This window comes from Pseudomonadota bacterium (assembly GCA_022572885.1).
Taxonomy (GTDB): Bacteria; Pseudomonadota; Gammaproteobacteria; order Steroidobacterales; family MnTg04; genus MnTg04.
In genome coordinates, this window is record JACZVC010000021.1 from 18,499 (window position 1) to 34,171 (window position 15,673).

Consider the following 15,673-nt stretch of genomic DNA (forward strand, 5'->3'; position numbering starts at 1 on the left):
CCATCAGTCTGTCGCTACACTCGATTTCCTCAATACTGCGTAAAAGAACCCGTCCATTTCCCCCTCACCGGGGAATACCTGAAAACCGGGGCCCCGACCGTCGCCAAAACGGCCTCTAAGCCTATCAGATAGTGGCAATAATTCTGCATCGGAATTGCTATTCACGAAACGATCGATCTGTTTCTGGTTCTCCTGCCGAAACACCGAGCAGCTGCAATAAAGCATAAGCCCTCCACGATCCAGCGTGGACCACAATCCGTCGAGCAGAGCCTTTTGCCGGACGGCCAGATCGTCGATATCGCTGCGCCTGCGCAATAGTTTGATGTCTGGATGCCGGCGGATAACACCGCTACCGCTGCATGGAGTATCCAGCAGAATCCTTTGAAACGGTTTGCCGTCCCACCAATCACCGGGGCTCGCAGCATCCGCCGTCCGCGTCTCGGCAGCCCACCCAAGCCGCTCGAGGGTTTCGTCAACCTTGCGTAGACGCTGTGGGTCACGGTCCAGCGCAAGCAGGTCGATATCCCCGCCGGCAAGCTCCAGCAAGTGGCCCGTTTTCCCGCCCGGCGCGGCACAGGCATCCAGGACCCGCTGCCCGGCGACTGGCGCCAGCAGCTGGCTGGCCAACTGCGCCGCCCCATCCTGGACCGAAACCCGGCCTCGCCCAAAGCCTGGCAACTCGTCGACAGCGCAGGGCTTATCCAGGCGAATCCCGCCATCCACCCATGATGACAGGGTTGCTGTATGGCCACGGTCACTTAGCTCACGCAGGTAATCGCGGGCGCTGGTCTGGGTCCTGTTCACCCTGAGCCACATCGGCGCTTGCAGATTGCCACCGGCGACGATCTCTCTCCAGTGCTCCGGCCAATCCTCGCGCAAGACATCCAGCATCCAGCCCGGATGCGCGCTGGCCGCAACCGGGTCCTGATCCAACTCTGCCTCGAGCGTATCTCGCGCACGCAGGTATTTACGCAACACCCCGTTGACCAGGCCGGCAAGTCCAGGCTTACCGAGATCCCGCGTGGCATTGACTGTTTCGGACACCGCGGCATGGTCCGCTGTATCCATTATCGACAACTGGCACAGGCCTACCTGCAACAAGGCATCGATGACGCGGTCGCGGTCCCGCAATGGCCTGTCCAGCAAAAGACCGGCCAGCCGCGACAGGCGCGGTTGCCAGCGCACGCTGTGATAGACCAGCGCCTTGTACAGCGCCGCCTGCTCGACCGACGGCCCGAACCTTAACATCGCGGCATCCAGCGATCGTCCGTCGAGTACCGCGGACAGTGTCCTGGCAGAGGCTGCGCGGATCCTCGACGATTCGCTCAAACCATCACCATCGGGCTAGTACAGCCGCAGGCCACTGAGATCACAGGCGTTACAGAAATCGGCAGCAGCCTGGGGTTTGCGGCCCGGCAACTGCAGGCGCTCGGCGATCAGATCGCCGGCGACGGTCGCAATCCTGATGCCATCTTTGCTCGCGGAAACGACCGTACCCGGCGGCAAGCCACAAGCAGCCGGCAAATCGGCTTTCGCTTGCCAGATTCGCAAGCTGTGTTCCGGCTCCGTATCACCCCGGCGCCAACGGCACCATGCGATTGGCCACGCGTTGAAAGCCCTGACCATGCGCTCCAATTGCCCGGCGCCAAGACTGAAGTCCAGGCGGGCATCGCTCTTGGATATCTTGCCTGCGTAGCAAGCCTGTGCCTCATCCTGCGCCTGCGTATTGCCGTCAATGATACTCGGCAACGCCGCCATCAGCGCCGTCGCCCCCAATTCAGCCAACCGCCGATGCAAGCTGGCGCCCGTCTCATCAGGCCGAATGGCCAGCTCCCGGCTCAGATACAGCGGCCCCTCATCCAGGCCTTCGCTCATTTTCATGATGCTGACGCCGCTGCGTTCATCGCCGGCAAGAATTGCCCTTTGTATCGGCGCGGCTCCTCGCCAGCGAGGCAGCAAAGAGGCGTGGACGTTTACGCAGGCGAGTGTCGGCACTTCGAGCACGGCTTTCGGCAATAACAGGCCATAGGCGACCACGACGATCAGATCCGGCCCAAGGCCAAGCAATGTTTTCTGCACGGCGGGCAATTTAAGCGTTTTCGGTTGCTCGATTCTCAGCCCCGCAGCGATCGCGGCTTTCTTGACCGGGCTGGTGCTGATCCGGCGCCCGCGCCCGGCCGGCCGATCCGGCTGGGTATACACGGCGACTATCTCCATTGCCGAACGATCGCTGTCCGCGAGCAAAATTTCCAGGACCGGCAAGGAAAAATCGGGGGTTCCTGCAAAAATAATGCGCACGATCGGATACCTTTCGAGAAGCTGTTGCGGTGGTCAGATCACCGGTGCCTTATGCGACTGATCTCGGTCCAGGCGACGGGCCTTCTGCAGGCGTGTTCTTATTCTCTGGCGCTTCAGTTCGGACAGGTAATCGACGAACAATTTGCCATCCAGATGGTCACACTCGTGCTGTATGCAAACGGCAAGCAGACCATGTGCTTCCATCTCAACGCTATTGCCATCACGGTCCAGCGCCCTGACTGTAATGTGCTCCGCCCGTTCCACTTTTTCATAGATACCGGGTACTGACAGACAACCTTCTTCAGTGACTTCGACCCCGTCGCGAGACAGGATTTCCGGGTTGACCAATACCAGCGGCGCCGATTTGTCTTCAGATAAATCGGCAACCAGTACCCGCTGGTGCACATCGACCTGGGTGGCGGCGAGGCCAATACCCGGAGCGTCATACATGGTCTCCAGCAAATCGCCGATCAGCGTACGTATTTTTTCGTCAACCAACTCGACCGCCACCGCTTTGCGACGCAGTCGCGGGTCTGGAAACTCGAGAATTGTCAGTATCGCCATCGATATTCAGCCAAATTTTCTTGTATTTTCGTATATAATGCGACTAACTGCATGACATTATTGAAATTGATGTCGGTAATACACGACAGTTGTGTCCGCGACAGAACCGCCATGGATGGATGGGGCAAGCGTGACGCAGTTTGTTGCGTCATGGGCGTATAGCGATTATAACAGCCCAATTACCGCAACCGGCACCAGCTAGCAAAAGGATGAATGGATATGTCCCGGCCCATGCGTATCGCCCAGCAAATCTCCCTGGTCTTAATTTCCGGCAGTCTGCCACTATTGGCTGCCTGCGCCGGCAACCCTGTACCGGCCGCGCAGGCGAGTACGGCTCAATCTCCCCAACCGGTCCAGGTGGCGCAGTCCCAGCCCGTGCCCAGACCCTATGGCCAGGTCACAAGCACTGTGCCCGATCCCACACCGGTTCGGCTGGCATCGAACCACCCGGATCAGTATGAGGTGAAAAAGGGTGACACCTTGTGGGACATCTCGACGATGTTCCTGGAAGACCCATGGTTCTGGCCGGAGATCTGGTTCGTCAATGAACAAATAGAAAATCCGCATCTGATCTACCCGGGCGACATCCTGAATCTGATCTGGGTCGACGGGCGGCCAAGAATTGCAGTCACGCGGGGCGTGCAGCGCGGCGACTCGGTACGAGTTTCGCCCCGGATTCGCTACGAAGAACTGGACGAGGCAATTACCACGATCCCGTATAGCGCCATCAAGGCCTTCCTTTCCAGGCCTTCTGTGCTGTCGGCCGACCAGGTCAAAAAGATGCCATACATCCTGTCATCGAAAGACAAGCATCTGATCAGCGGCTCCGGCAACACGATCTATGCCAGGGGCTTCAGTGTCCCACCCGAGATCGGCGAAGTGTTTAATGTAATCCAGATTGGCGACGAATTGCGCGATCCAGACGACAATGTCTTGATTGGCTATGACGGTGTGTATGCGGGAGAAGCCCGTACAACGCGCACCGGCGATCCAGCGAGCCTGGTCCTGGTCACAACTACGCGAGAAGTGCTAAACGGGAACCGTTTGTTGCGCGACAACCAGACGCTGCCGTTGAATTTCTTTCCGAGCGCACCAGCTCGACAAATTGACGGCAGCATCATCAGCATACTGGATGCCATCAGCGTGACCGGCAGCAATCAGATCGTCGTAATCAATCGCGGCGCCAGGCACGGAATCGAGGAAGGCAATCTGCTAACCATTCTTCACAAGGGCGAGACGATTCGTGACCGCTTTGAAGGCGGTATATTCGACGAGAAAGTCACCTTGCCCGACGAGCAAGCCGGCACGATGATGGTGTTCAAGACCTATGATCGCATCAGTTATGCATTGATCGTCGAGGCAACCAGCGAAATCAGGAAGAACGACCTGGTTCGCAACCCCTGATACGCGGCGGAATTTCCCGCTTTCGTCCATTGGGAGACTGTGCGGGTGACCTCTATGTCCGACCCCGGCCTGTGGCTGACGCTGCTCCAGGCGCCAGGCATCGGCGCCAGAAGCGCTGCCGGACTCATCCAGCATTTCGGTAGTATCAGCAAGGTTTTCTCAGCCGGCAATCAGGATCTGCAAGCGTTGGGTATATCGGCTGAATCGCGTCGCGCTATGCGCAATCCCGATAGCGGCACCCTGGAACGCAACCTCGAGTGGCTTGGCCACGATCAAAATCATTTTCTGGCTCTCGACGACGAGGCCTATCCTGCGCTGCTGAAGGCCATCCCCGACCCGCCGATGCTGCTGTTCATCCGTGGCAATAAAGACTGCCTGGGGTTGCCTCAGCTGGCGATGGTCGGCAGTCGCAACCCAACGCCGGCGGGCCTGGATACGGCGAGAATGTTCGCCCGCCATTTGTCGGTCAGCGGTCTCGCAATTACCTCCGGACTGGCGCTGGGTATCGACAGCGCCAGCCACCACGGCGCACTGGATGCCGGTGGCGTCACGATCGCGGTCTGCGGTTGCGGGCTTGACCGGGTCTACCCGGGCGGGCAGGAATCGCTGGCGGAATCGATCATTCAAGACGGCGCGCTGATCAGCGAGTTTCCACCGGGCACCCCTCCCTCCGCGAAAAACTTTCCGCAACGAAATCGTATCGTCAGTGGCTTGTCAGTGGGCACACTGGTCGTCGAGGCGGCCAGGGCCAGCGGCTCGCTGATTACGGCCAAGCATGCAGCCGAGCAGGGCCGTGAAGTCTTTGCGGTTCCCGGATCCATACACAGCCCGCAGTCGCGAGGCTGCCATCAGCTGATTCGCCAAGGGGCGAAGCTGGTCGAATCGGCGGCCGACATATTCGAGGAGCTTGGCCCGATGGTCGGCGTCCTGGCCGGAACAGCACACCAGGACGAGCCGCAGGAACCGGCGACACCGGCGGCGGACCAGGATCAAAGTCACCAGCAGCTTCTGATTACGCTTGGCGAAGAGACACTACCCATCGATACGCTGGCGGAACGGAGCGGATTGACGGCACGTGAGGTTTCCTCCATGCTTCTCATACTGGAGCTTCAGGGTCTGGTACAAACGGCGCCTGGTGGGCGTTACTGCAAGACGACGAGGCGCTAAAGGATTTGGGAATGAGAGAAAATGTGCTCGATGTGCTGATGTACCTATTCGAGACCTACATGGACAACGACATTGAAGAAGAGCCGGACCGAAATGAGATGCGTGACGAACTGGAGCAAGCCGGTTTTGGCGACCTGGAGATTGACCGGGCGCTGGAGTGGCTGGATGGCCTGACCAGCGGCCAGGAAGCCGCGGCAAAAAGCGCTCTCACCGAGCGCGCAACCCGTATTTTCGACTCTGTAGAGTTGACCCGGCTGGATTCAAGCTGTCGTGGATTTTTGCTCTACCTGGAACAGCTGGAAATTCTTTCCACAAGCCAGCGGGAGCTGGTGATCGATCGACTAATGGCATTGGGCAACCCGGATATCGATGTCGAGCAGATAAAGTGGGTGGTCCTGATGGTGTTGTTCAGTCAGCCGGGCCAGGAGTCCGCCTATGCGCGCATGGAAGACCTGGTTTTCGATGAGGCTGCCAGCGCCCTGCATTGATTCAATGCAAGGTCACCGTATCAGTATATGCCGCGGATCGGTCGCGGTATCTTTTTTTATTCCCCCGGAAATGGCTACAATCCGCGGCGAGTCCGAATCAAGCGTTCGGCGAACGTTAACAAAGATCAAAACCAGGCATCGAACATCAAGAAATGAGTAAATACCTGATCATCGTAGAATCTCCGGCCAAGGAAAAGACCATCGAGAAGTACCTCGGTGAGGAATTCAAGGTGCTGGCCACTTATGGCCATATCCGCGATTTAATATCAAAAGACGGTGCGGTTGATCCTGCCGAAGGTTTCAGCATGACCTATGAGGCCATCGACCGGAACAAGAAGCATGTCGACGCGATAGCAAAGGCATTGAAAAAAGCCGACGCGCTCTACCTGGCGACCGACCCCGATCGCGAGGGAGAAGCGATCTCCTGGCATCTTTATGAATTGCTCAAAGAACGCAACGCGCTGAACGGCAAGCCGGTTTACCGCGTCGTTTTCCACGAGATTACAAAAAACGCGGTGCGCGAGGCGATCGAGAACCCGCGCGATCTGGATTTCAATTTGATAAACGCGCAGCAAGCCCGCCGGGCGCTGGACCACCTGGTCGGTTTTAATCTGTCGCCGTTGTTGTGGAAAAAAATCCGTCCGAAGTTGTCTGCCGGCCGCGTACAAAGTCCGGCGCTTAGATTAATCGTAGAACGTGAAAAAGAGATTGATGCGTTCAACCCACGCGAATACTGGACTGTCGCAGCATCGCTGAGCAAGGAGCAACAAGATTTCACTGCCCGGCTCACCGAGTACAACGGCGAGAAAATCGAGCAGTTCAGCATCACCGGGCAGCAGCAGGCCGGCGGCATCGGGGCCGCATTGACTACCGCGGCCAATGGCCGGCTCAGCGTGCTCCAGGTGGACAGCAAACAGCGCAAACGAAACCCGGCGCCGCCGTTCACCACCTCGACACTGCAACAGGATGCCTCGCGAAAACTCGGTTTTGGTGCGCAGCGAACCATGCGCGCGGCACAAAAGCTGTACGAGGGTCTGGATATAGGCGATGGGCAGGTTGGCCTGATTACCTATATGCGTACTGACTCGGTCAATCTCGCCAGCGAGGCGATCGATGGGTTGCGAACGGTAATTTCAGAAAAATATGGCAAGGACCAGGTGCCCGGTCAGGCGCGCCTGTACAAGACCAAATCGAAAAATGCGCAGGAAGCGCACGAAGCGATACGGCCGGCCAACCCGCAGGTTCTGCCGGAACATCTTGCGGGCAGAGTCGAGGATGATCAGCTAAAACTTTATCGCCTCATTTGGCAGCGCACATTGGCGTGTCAGATGGTGCACGCGGTTTACGACACGCTGGCAGTCGACCTGGCAGCCGGAAACAGCCCCAGCCCGGTCGGCCGCTTCAGAGCCAATGGCTCGGTGCTGGTGCAGCCGGGATTCTTGGCGGTCTATCATGAAGGCCGCGAAAACTCCGTGGACGAACAAGACCGGTTGTTGCCGCCGCTGGCCGAAGGCGATGTAGTGAAATTGCTGGAGATAACCCGCGACCAGCATTTCACAGAGCCAAAGCCACGCTACAGCGAGGCCAGCCTGGTCAAGGAACTGGAAGAATATGGCATTGGCCGTCCATCGACTTATGCCAGCATTATTTCCACGCTGCAACGCAGAGAGTATGTGGAAATCGATCGCCGCCGGTTTTTCCCGACCGACATCGGAAAAATCGTCAGCGACTTTTTGACGGCCCATTTCGAGCAGTATGTTGACTATGACTTCACCGCCAACATGGAAGACGATCTCGATGCTATTTCCCGGGGTGAGAAACAGTGGGTGCCGTTGCTGGAGAGTTTCTGGGCCCCGTTCAAAAAGCGGGTCGCGGAAAAGGAGGAATCGGTAAGCCGGGCCGATACGTTGAAAAAACGGATACTCGGGACCGACCCCAAGAGCGGTCGCGAGGTCAGTGTTCGCATGGGCAGGTACGGGCCGTTCGCGCAAATCGGTACGCGCGAGGAAGAAGACAAGCCGAAATTCGCCGGTCTTCGCAAAGAACAAAGCCTGGACACCATTGTCCTGGAAGATGCGCTCGAGCTTTTCAAATTACCGCGCGACCTCGGTGAAACACCGGAGGGAGAACCGATGTCGGTCAGTATCGGCCGCTTCGGTCCCTATGTGCGTTATGGCGGGAAATTTGTCTCCCTCAAAAAAGACGACGACCCATACACGATCGCACACGAGCGTGCGCTGGAACTGGTTCGGGACAAGAAAGAATACGATGCCAACAGGCTGATCCAGGATTTTCCGGACCACGGAATACAGATTCTGAACGGCCGGTGGGGTCCATATATCACCGACAAATCCAAAAACGCGAAGGTTCCCAAAGACCAGGACCCGAAGGCACTGACGCTGGAAGAATGTCAGACTCTGCTGGCCGAAGCGCCAGTCAAGGGCGCGCGCAAGAAGGCCACGGCCAAGAAAAGCGGCGAAAAAAAACCCCCGGCGAAAAAGAAAACCAAAAAGAAGCAGGCCGCGAAACAGCAAACGGACAAAAAGATAACGGCCACAGGCCAGGGCGATGATTAGCCAGCACACTCTGCGCCGGGCGACCAGGGTGCTTGCAGCAGGTGGAATCATTGCCTACCCGACCGAAGGCGTCTTTGGCCTTGGTTGCCTGCCGGAAAACGCCATCGCCATCCAGCGCATACTGGAAATGAAAAACCGCAAGCCAAACCTTGGTTTTATCCTCGTGGCCTCATCCATCGATCAACTCCTGCCGTATATCGGCCAGTTTGGCGACAAAACCCTGGCCCGCCTTCTTGCGCGGGAAAATTCGCCGGTGACCTGGGTGGTTGCCGCCAGTGCAGAGGCGCCCCGGTGGATCACCGGCGACCGCGATACCATCGCCGTCCGCATCAGCCAGCACCCGATAGTACGAGCCCTGTGCGAAGCGGCTGATTCAGCCCTGGTATCCACCAGCGCCAATATTTCCGGCCGCCCGCCGGCATCAAGCCGGCTCGCGGTGCAACGAATGTTCGGCGACCTGGTTGACATGATCACGCCCGGCGAGACCGGCGGCCTTGGCGGGCCAACCGAATTGCGCGATGCTGGTACCGGAAAAGTGCTGCGCGCGGGACCATAATAATGAAAAGCGATATCGATGCAGTTATCGACTACCTGAGATCTTTGCAGGACGATATCTGTGCCGGGCTGGAGAAACTGGATGGCAAATCGCATTTTGCCGAGGATCGCTGGGAAAGAGGCGGGCATGGCGGTGGCGGCGTGACCCGCGTCATGAAAGACGGCGATGTGTTCGAGCAAGCCGGCGTCAATTTTTCTCATGTGACGGGCGAGGGCCTCCCGAAATCGGCGACGGCGCTACGGCCGGAGCTGGCAGGCGCCAGTTTTCAGGCCACCGGCGTCTCCCTTGTCATACACCCGAAGAACCCATATGTGCCCACCAGTCATGCCAATGTCCGCTACTTCCAGGCTGCGCAACCGGATGGAGAAATTGTCTGGTGGTTTGGCGGCGGATTCGATCTGACCCCGTATTACCCATACCATGAAGATGTTGTTCAATGGCACCGGCAGGCCAAAGCCGCCTGCGAACCGTTTGGCAAAGAGGTATATCCGCGCTTCAAGAAATGGTGCGATGAGTATTTTTATCTGCCGCACCGCAACGAGACGCGCGGCGCGGGGGGGTTGTTTTTCGACGATTTGAACGAATGGGATTTCGACACCAGTTTTGCTTTTCTGCGCAGTATCGGCAACAGCTATCTTCAAGCCTACGCCCCGATCGTCGAACGACGCAAAAATCATCAGTACGGTGAACGTGAGCGCCAGTTCCAACTCTACCGCCGGGGCCGTTACGTGGAATTCAACCTGGTTTATGACCGCGGCACTTTGTTTGGCTTGCAGTCCGGCGGCCGTACCGAATCCATCCTGATGTCGTTGCCGCCGCTGGTGCGCTGGGCCTATGACTGGAAACCGGATCCGGGCAGCCCCGAACTCGATTTGTACGAGAATTACCTGAGGCCGCGCGCCTGGCTGGGAGAATATACAGATGACTGAGCTGACTCCTTTTCACCTGGCGTTTACCGTCGACGATATAGAACAGGCCAAAGCCTTTTACACCGGCGTCCTGGGATGCTCGCTCGGGCGCACGGATACCCGGTGGATGGATTTCAACCTGCACGGCCATCAGATCACCGCGCACCTGGCTATATCAAGGAATGCCGAAGCGAGCAACCCGGTCGATGGCGACCAGGTGCCGGTACCCCACTTCGGCCTGATTTTGCCGTGGCCGGAATGGGAGGAAATGGCGGAGCGCATTCGCCAGTCCGGGGTTTCATTCCTGATCGAGCCACGGATTCGATTCCAGGGTCGACCCGGTGAACAAGGTACCTTCTTTGTTCGCGACCCGGCAGGAAACGCCCTGGAATTCAAAAGTTTTCGCGACCACGATAAAATCTTTGCACGCAGCTGAAGGGACTACGCAAGGCGTCAAGTCCTTTCCACGGAGGAGATGGAAATGGCAATACATGCCACGATGGCGACCAATTACCGTTGCCCGAAATGCAGCCGTAATAGTTATTCCACCGGCGAGATTCGAGCAGCCGGCGGCTTCTGGAGCAAAATCTTTGATGTGCAAGGTGCAAAATTTACCACTGTCACCTGTGATAACTGCAAATACACGGATCTTTATAAGGCCGATAGCAGCATGTTGGGGAATATTTTCGACCTTTTCACTAACTAGCTTTAAGCGATTTAAAGCTAGCGGAGACCAGTTATGGCCTGGATAAATGAGATTGAAGAGCAGGATGCCGATGGCGAACTGCGCACGGTTTATGACGAGTTGCTGAAAAGCCGCGGCAAACTGGCCAATATTCTGCAGGTACAAAGCCTCAACCCGGGCGCGCTGAAAACCCATGTCGATTTATACCTGCATCTGATGTTTGCCAAAGCGGGTCTGAGTCGAAAGGAGCGTGAAGCTATTGCGGTGGTTGTTTCTGCCAATAACGAATGCGCCTATTGTGTAAATCATCACTACGAACCACTCGCCCGCTACGAAAAGGACGAGCAGGTTTTGTCAAATATCCGCAACGCGGACGCGCTGGACACCCTGGACGACCGGCTTGCCGGGATCTTGCAACATGCCGCGAAACTCACGACGGACCCGCACCAGGTTAGCGCTGACGATGTACAGAAACTGCGCGATCTCGGTCTGTCGGATCGCGATATCCTGGATATCACGCTGATCACCGCCTATTTCAATTTCGTTAACCGGATAGCGCTGGGACTGGGTGTGACCTACAGCGAGGAAGAGATCCAGGGATATGAAAGCTGAGCCAGGAGTTTGCGGAATGGCGGCACGCCGCCCTTTTTTAATCGCGATTCTTCAGGGATTTTCCGGCCAGCGTTTTTAGTAAAGCCCGGGCCAGTTCTTCGGCGCGGCCATGTTCGCGAACTGGCATCATCTCCGCCGCTTCCACCTGGTAGACCCGCGCGTGCATATTTCCTCTTTTCGCCGAGACCGTAAACCAGGCAAAGGCTTCCGGTGGGTCCAGGGTATAACCGGTACGAGTGACCATTCCGCGCGGTAACAGGAAGGTCCTGCCGAGGTATAACTGACTTGCAGGGTCGTCTTGCCAGGCAGAAAGTTCGAGCATAATGCGCGCATTGTCCATCGCAACGAAGAAGAACGGTTCGTCGCGCCGCGCTTCGGCAAGCATATAAGCCGCAACCGCATTCCCCTGGTCGACCATTAACCGCAGGAGCGGCGTTGACTTGCGCCGCAATGACAATGCCGCGCTGGTCAGGTTGCCGATGTCATTAGGTCTGTGCTGTCCCCAGCGTTCATCCACGAGCATGATGTAAAGTTCGGCCAGATGGTGCATCGCACGGCCGTCGCCGGCATCGGCCGCCCGGCGGTAAAGTGTAACCGCCTTGGCGACATCGAAGTACAACGACTGGTAATACTTGCCTGATGGAAGGCGGTGAAAGGCCGGGTCATGCAACAGGCCAAGCAAGTAACAGGCATCGGGATCGCCGGCGTTTGCCAGTTTGTCGATCTCCGATATTGCCTTGTCGTAATCCATTTCATTGAATGCGGCCCAGCCTTCCGCAATATCGGAAAATGCCCGGCCAGGAAAAGCCAGAACGAAGAGAAAGAATATTGTGGCGACGTAATTGGTGAGTCGCCTTCTTGTTTCAGCCGTATTCATGTCGGGTTTTCGTTGCTCGCTTGCATATTGACATTCGACCTGGCTAAAAGTTGCTGTCCCTCCATTGCGTCCGGTGTCCTAACTGATCCGTCAAAAGCCTGAATTCTGAACCGTCACCAACATATATAGGAAATAAATCACCAGCAGGAACACCCCTTCAGATCGCTCAAGCTGGCGCCTGGAAATGACCAGTGGGATCAGGATCAAAGAAACCGCCAGCATGACCACCAGGTCAGGCCATTGGATCGCCCCCATGTGCAAAGGCCCGACCAGCGCGCTGATACCGACGATGGCAAGTATATTAAAGATATTGGAGCCAACCGCGTTGCCTATCGCTATATCGCCTTGCCGCCGGTATGACGCCAGCATCGCGGTAGCGAGTTCCGGCAGACTGGTCCCAATGGCGATGACTGTAAGAGCAATAAGCGCTGGCGCTATCTTGAAGCTTTGCGCCAGTTCGACCGCGGTGTCGACCAACATCGAGCCGCCGAAAATCAGCATCCCCATGCCAACGACCACCAGCAGTATTTCTTTCCACCAGGCCAGCAGGTTATCCCGTACGACTGTGCCGAATTCATCCTGGATTTTTTTCTGCTCGCTGCGCGCCAAATAGATCGAAAAGAAAATATATGCGGCGATTCCGCTTACCAGGAAGACTCCATCAAGTGCCGAAATCACGCCGTCCATCAATACGAGAATCAACAGCGCACTACAAAAAATCATTACCGGGATATCCAGTCGCACCAACTGAGACTGAATGTTGATCGGCCGAACGAGCGCCGCCGCGCCCAGTACCAAGGCAATATTGCAGATGTTGGAACCCACGGCGCTGCCGATGGCCATGTCGCCAAGACCTCGATATGCAGATTCGACGCCGACCGCAAGCTCGGGGCTGCTGGTGCCAAAAGCGACAATGGTCAGGCCAGCCACCAACGGTGTAATCCCGAGCCGCAGGCCGATCGACGTCGCGCCACGCACGAGGAGATCCGCGCCGAACAACAACAGCACCAGGCCGACGCTGAAAAGAAAAAGCAGTGTGACCACTAGGCCCCGTCCGGTTTATGACCGAATGCGGATGATTTCTTGGCCAGACCGAACGGCAAACACGACCGCATTTTTTTGCTTATCAGCATGCGGGGATTTTAGCATGCTGTCATGGCGCGCACTGTTGCGGGAATATACTGATTTTGATCCCTGCATTCTGCCGGACCCGGGCTATTGTCGCGAGGCAAGTGGGAATCGAGCCAGGATTTTCGATCATTCCAGGCAAATAGCGATCCTGCCCATCGGTCTCACTACCTGGCGAGCTCCGCACCGAGACCGGCCAGCACCGCCGCATAAACCTCAATTGCATCCCATAGATTCTGTATGCGCAGATTCTCGTTCGGGCTATGCTGGTTATTGTCATGGTTCGCCATGGGCAGCATTACGATGGGTACGCCAAGCCCTTGCCGAATCACGTGCAGCGGCAGGCTGCCGCCCATCGTCTGCATTCTGATCAGTTCGCCGCCCCGCGCCTGCAGCAGAATCCGGCTCAGGGCCCGCGCACGAGGATCATTCATGTCCATCCAGACAGCCGGGTAACCTGATTCCCGCCACTCGACCAGCGCGACCTTCTCATGCTGCCCCAATGTTTGCGAATCCGGTGGTTCCCGCACTATGGTATAGCCTTGTTTCCGGATATGGGCATCGACCAGCGCCTGCACTTTTTCGGGCGTGAGATCCGGGACCAGGCGAAATCCCAGCGATACGGTGGCCTGATCCACGATCGCGTTGCGTGCTGTCTTGCCCACGCCGCCGGCACTGATTCCCCGGACATTGATCGCCGGATTCATGATCAGTCTCTCAAGACGCTGACCATTACCCTCCGTCCATCCCAGGGCGAGGTCTTTTCGCAATAACGCGTCGACCGGTGGAGCCACTGCGATCGCGGCCAAGGCTTCCGCGCTTGGCTCAGCTACCGCATCGGCAAATCCGTCGACCAGAATTTCCCCATCCGGGGCACGCATGCTGGCCAGCAGATGCACCAGCATCATGACCGGGTTTGGCGCCCAGTTCCCGTAATGCCCGCTGTGCAATTGGCGCAAAGGGCCATAGACGGTGACATCTGCCGCGGTCATTCCGCGCACGCCAAAACTGACCAGTTGCCGGCGGGTCTGGTGCACCGGCCCATCGCAGAACAACCAGAAATCGGCCTGCAACAGGTCCGCGTGCCGCCGAATCATGTCCGCAAGATGAGGCGAGCCGGCTTCTTCTTCGCCATCGAAAAAGAATTTGAGATTGACCGAAACGGGAATATCCGCCGCCGACAGCGCATCGATTGCGCTCAGTAGGCCAATGATCGGCGCTTTGTCGTCACCGGCCGAGCGCGCGTACAGACGCCATTCGCCGGGGATTTCGACTGGCAAGGAAGCAAGATCGACTGTTGCCGCATGGTCTTCGAGTCTTCCTTTGCGCAGCACCGGCTGCCAGGGATCGGACGCCCACAACTCACGTTGCACAGGCTGGCCATCGTAGTGGGCGTAAATGAGTACCGTATGCGCAGCACCCCGGTTCAATTCGCCAAAAACAACCGGCGGGCTGCCCGGCGCTTCCAGCAGACGTGACTCGATGCCTCGTCGCCGCATCATCCCCATAATGAACTCGGCATTGCGACGCATATCAACGTGATTCGACGCTACGTTCCGCAGAGCCAGCAAATCCGCAAACTCACGGATGATGCGGGTCTGGTTGGCGCTGCTGTGGGTCCGTGCCGCAGCTACGGCCTGGACGACCAGCGACTCGGAGCCTTCTGTCCCCGCCATCGCAGGCGGGCAGAAAATCAACAGTGCGCTACACAGCCAGTGCTTTGCATTCCCGATAACGAAAACAAGCTGTTTCATGATCGTTAACCATCCCGATGGCCTGCATATGTGCGTAAATAATGGTGCTGCCAACAAACTTGAAGCCCCTCTTTTTCAGGTCTTTCGACAATTCGTCCGATTGAACGGATGTCACCGGCAGCTGTGCCGAGGTTTTCCAGCGATTTTGAATCGGTTTGCCGCCAACGAAATCCCAGATGTAGCGGTCGAAGCTGGCAAACTCTTTTTGTACGGCCAGGAACGCCTTTGCATTGCTTACCGCCGATCTGACCTTGAGCCGGTTTCTGATTATCGCCGGGTCGGCCAGGAGTTTCTCGATTTTTACATCATCGTACCGGGCAATCTTGTTGGGGTCGAAGTTGTCGAATGCCTTGCGGTAACCATCGCGCTTTTTCAAAATGATCTCCCAGCTCAGGCCCGCCTGCGCGCCCTCCAGCACCAGAAATTCGAAATGCAGCCGATCATCGTGTACCGGCACACCCCATTCCCGATCGTGGTAGGCGTGAAAGATATCCTTTTGCGCCCACTTGCACCTGGTGTCTTGTTGCTTTTTCCCCGCCATAAAAATCGCTTTTGAAATCTGTGAATAATGGTGCCGCTCTGTAAGAGTAGTCCGGGTAACAGGGTCTGGCTAGCGCGGTTTCATTATTTCTCCGGCAAAAATAAAAAGGCCCGCT

The 15,673-nt window shown here is 57.2% G+C and carries 16 protein-coding genes; 9 read left to right on the forward strand and 7 right to left on the reverse strand.

What is annotated here, in order from left to right; genetic code table 11:
* Positions 1-3: 3 nt before the first annotated feature.
* The 3 genes from rsmB to def are packed head-to-tail and all read right to left on the reverse strand — an operon-like array spanning position 4 to position 2,862.
* On the reverse strand, positions 4-1,329 hold the full coding sequence (gene rsmB / locus IIA05_08955) for a 16S rRNA (cytosine(967)-C(5))-methyltransferase RsmB (protein ID MCH9027228.1): 1,326 nt from the start codon (positions 1,327-1,329) through the stop codon (positions 4-6).
* A 15-nt stretch (positions 1,330-1,344) separates the two neighbouring features.
* On the reverse strand, positions 1,345-2,301 hold the full coding sequence (locus IIA05_08960) for a methionyl-tRNA formyltransferase (protein ID MCH9027229.1): 957 nt from the start codon (positions 2,299-2,301) through the stop codon (positions 1,345-1,347).
* Between the two features lie 30 nt (positions 2,302-2,331).
* Positions 2,332-2,862, reverse strand: coding sequence for a peptide deformylase (gene def, locus IIA05_08965; protein ID MCH9027230.1), 531 nt, complete (start codon positions 2,860-2,862; stop codon positions 2,332-2,334).
* A 219-nt stretch (positions 2,863-3,081) separates the two neighbouring features.
* Between def and IIA05_08970 the strand changes: the two genes are divergently transcribed.
* The 9 genes from IIA05_08970 (at position 3,082) to IIA05_09010 (ending at position 11,258) form a co-directional block, all read left to right on the forward strand.
* Positions 3,082-4,266, forward strand: coding sequence for a LysM peptidoglycan-binding domain-containing protein (locus IIA05_08970; GenBank protein ID MCH9027231.1), 1,185 nt, complete (start codon positions 3,082-3,084; stop codon positions 4,264-4,266).
* A gap of 54 nt (positions 4,267-4,320) precedes the next feature.
* The gene (gene dprA, locus IIA05_08975; GenBank protein MCH9027232.1) at positions 4,321-5,433 is read left to right on the forward strand and encodes a DNA-protecting protein DprA; all 1,113 of its coding nucleotides are present in this window, start codon (positions 4,321-4,323) and stop codon (positions 5,431-5,433) included.
* A gap of 11 nt (positions 5,434-5,444) precedes the next feature.
* Positions 5,445-5,921 (forward strand): DUF494 domain-containing protein, encoded by a 477-nt coding sequence (locus tag IIA05_08980; protein ID MCH9027233.1) that lies wholly within the window; start codon positions 5,445-5,447, stop codon positions 5,919-5,921.
* A gap of 152 nt (positions 5,922-6,073) precedes the next feature.
* On the forward strand, positions 6,074-8,497 hold the full coding sequence (locus IIA05_08985; GenBank protein MCH9027234.1) for a DNA topoisomerase I: 2,424 nt from the start codon (positions 6,074-6,076) through the stop codon (positions 8,495-8,497).
* Entirely contained in the window at positions 8,490-9,053 is a 564-nt protein-coding gene (locus IIA05_08990; GenBank protein MCH9027235.1) for a Sua5/YciO/YrdC/YwlC family protein, read from the forward strand. The genes IIA05_08985 and IIA05_08990 overlap by 8 nt, the downstream gene beginning before the upstream one ends.
* A gap of 2 nt (positions 9,054-9,055) precedes the next feature.
* A complete protein-coding gene (gene hemF / locus IIA05_08995; GenBank protein ID MCH9027236.1) occupies positions 9,056-9,982 on the forward strand; it encodes an oxygen-dependent coproporphyrinogen oxidase in 927 nt (308 codons plus the stop codon).
* Entirely contained in the window at positions 9,975-10,397 is a 423-nt protein-coding gene (locus IIA05_09000) for a VOC family protein (GenBank protein ID MCH9027237.1), read from the forward strand. Before hemF ends, IIA05_09000 begins: the two co-directional genes overlap by 8 nt.
* Positions 10,398-10,442: 45 nt before the next feature.
* Complete coding sequence (locus IIA05_09005; GenBank protein MCH9027238.1) at positions 10,443-10,667, forward strand: zinc ribbon domain-containing protein; 225 nt, start codon at positions 10,443-10,445, stop codon at positions 10,665-10,667.
* Positions 10,668-10,700: 33 nt separating this feature from the next.
* Positions 10,701-11,258 (forward strand): peroxidase-related enzyme, encoded by a 558-nt coding sequence (locus IIA05_09010; GenBank protein MCH9027239.1) that lies wholly within the window; start codon positions 10,701-10,703, stop codon positions 11,256-11,258.
* Positions 11,259-11,295: 37 nt separating this feature from the next.
* On the opposite strand, the gene IIA05_09015 is transcribed toward IIA05_09010, so the two are convergent.
* From IIA05_09015 to IIA05_09030, 4 genes are all read right to left on the reverse strand, one after another.
* Positions 11,296-12,135 (reverse strand): sel1 repeat family protein, encoded by an 840-nt coding sequence (locus IIA05_09015; protein ID MCH9027240.1) that lies wholly within the window; start codon positions 12,133-12,135, stop codon positions 11,296-11,298.
* Positions 12,136-12,225: 90 nt separating this feature from the next.
* A complete protein-coding gene (locus IIA05_09020; protein MCH9027241.1) occupies positions 12,226-13,179 on the reverse strand; it encodes a calcium/sodium antiporter in 954 nt (317 codons plus the stop codon).
* Positions 13,180-13,430: 251 nt separating this feature from the next.
* Complete coding sequence (locus IIA05_09025; GenBank protein MCH9027242.1) at positions 13,431-15,017, reverse strand: M20/M25/M40 family metallo-hydrolase; 1,587 nt, start codon at positions 15,015-15,017, stop codon at positions 13,431-13,433.
* A complete protein-coding gene (locus tag IIA05_09030) occupies positions 14,968-15,558 on the reverse strand; it encodes a DNA-3-methyladenine glycosylase I (GenBank protein ID MCH9027243.1) in 591 nt (196 codons plus the stop codon). Before IIA05_09030 ends, IIA05_09025 begins: the two co-directional genes overlap by 50 nt.
* Positions 15,559-15,673 lie beyond the last annotated feature (115 nt).

Bases quoted from the DNA above. Each gene is read 5' to 3' on its own strand.
- IIA05_08980 (MCH9027233.1), top strand. From the start codon at position 5,445: ATGAGAGAAAATGTGCTCGATGTGCTGATGTACCTATTCGAGACCTAC.
- IIA05_09005 (MCH9027238.1), top strand. From the start codon at position 10,443: ATGGCAATACATGCCACGATGGCGACCAATTACCGTTGCCCGAAATGC.
- hemF (MCH9027236.1), top strand. From the start codon at position 9,056: ATGAAAAGCGATATCGATGCAGTTATCGACTACCTGAGATCTTTGCAG.
- def (MCH9027230.1), bottom strand. From the start codon at position 2,862: ATGGCGATACTGACAATTCTCGAGTTTCCAGACCCGCGACTGCGTCGC.
- IIA05_09000 (MCH9027237.1), top strand. From the start codon at position 9,975: ATGACTGAGCTGACTCCTTTTCACCTGGCGTTTACCGTCGACGATATA.
- IIA05_09010 (MCH9027239.1), top strand. From the start codon at position 10,701: ATGGCCTGGATAAATGAGATTGAAGAGCAGGATGCCGATGGCGAACTG.
- IIA05_09030 (MCH9027243.1), bottom strand. From the start codon at position 15,558: ATGGCGGGGAAAAAGCAACAAGACACCAGGTGCAAGTGGGCGCAAAAG.
- IIA05_09015 (MCH9027240.1), bottom strand. From the start codon at position 12,135: ATGAATACGGCTGAAACAAGAAGGCGACTCACCAATTACGTCGCCACA.
- IIA05_08990 (MCH9027235.1), top strand. From the start codon at position 8,490: ATGATTAGCCAGCACACTCTGCGCCGGGCGACCAGGGTGCTTGCAGCA.
- dprA (MCH9027232.1), top strand. From the start codon at position 4,321: ATGTCCGACCCCGGCCTGTGGCTGACGCTGCTCCAGGCGCCAGGCATC.
- IIA05_08970 (MCH9027231.1), top strand. From the start codon at position 3,082: ATGTCCCGGCCCATGCGTATCGCCCAGCAAATCTCCCTGGTCTTAATT.
- IIA05_08985 (MCH9027234.1), top strand. From the start codon at position 6,074: ATGAGTAAATACCTGATCATCGTAGAATCTCCGGCCAAGGAAAAGACC.
- IIA05_09025 (MCH9027242.1), bottom strand. From the start codon at position 15,017: ATGAAACAGCTTGTTTTCGTTATCGGGAATGCAAAGCACTGGCTGTGT.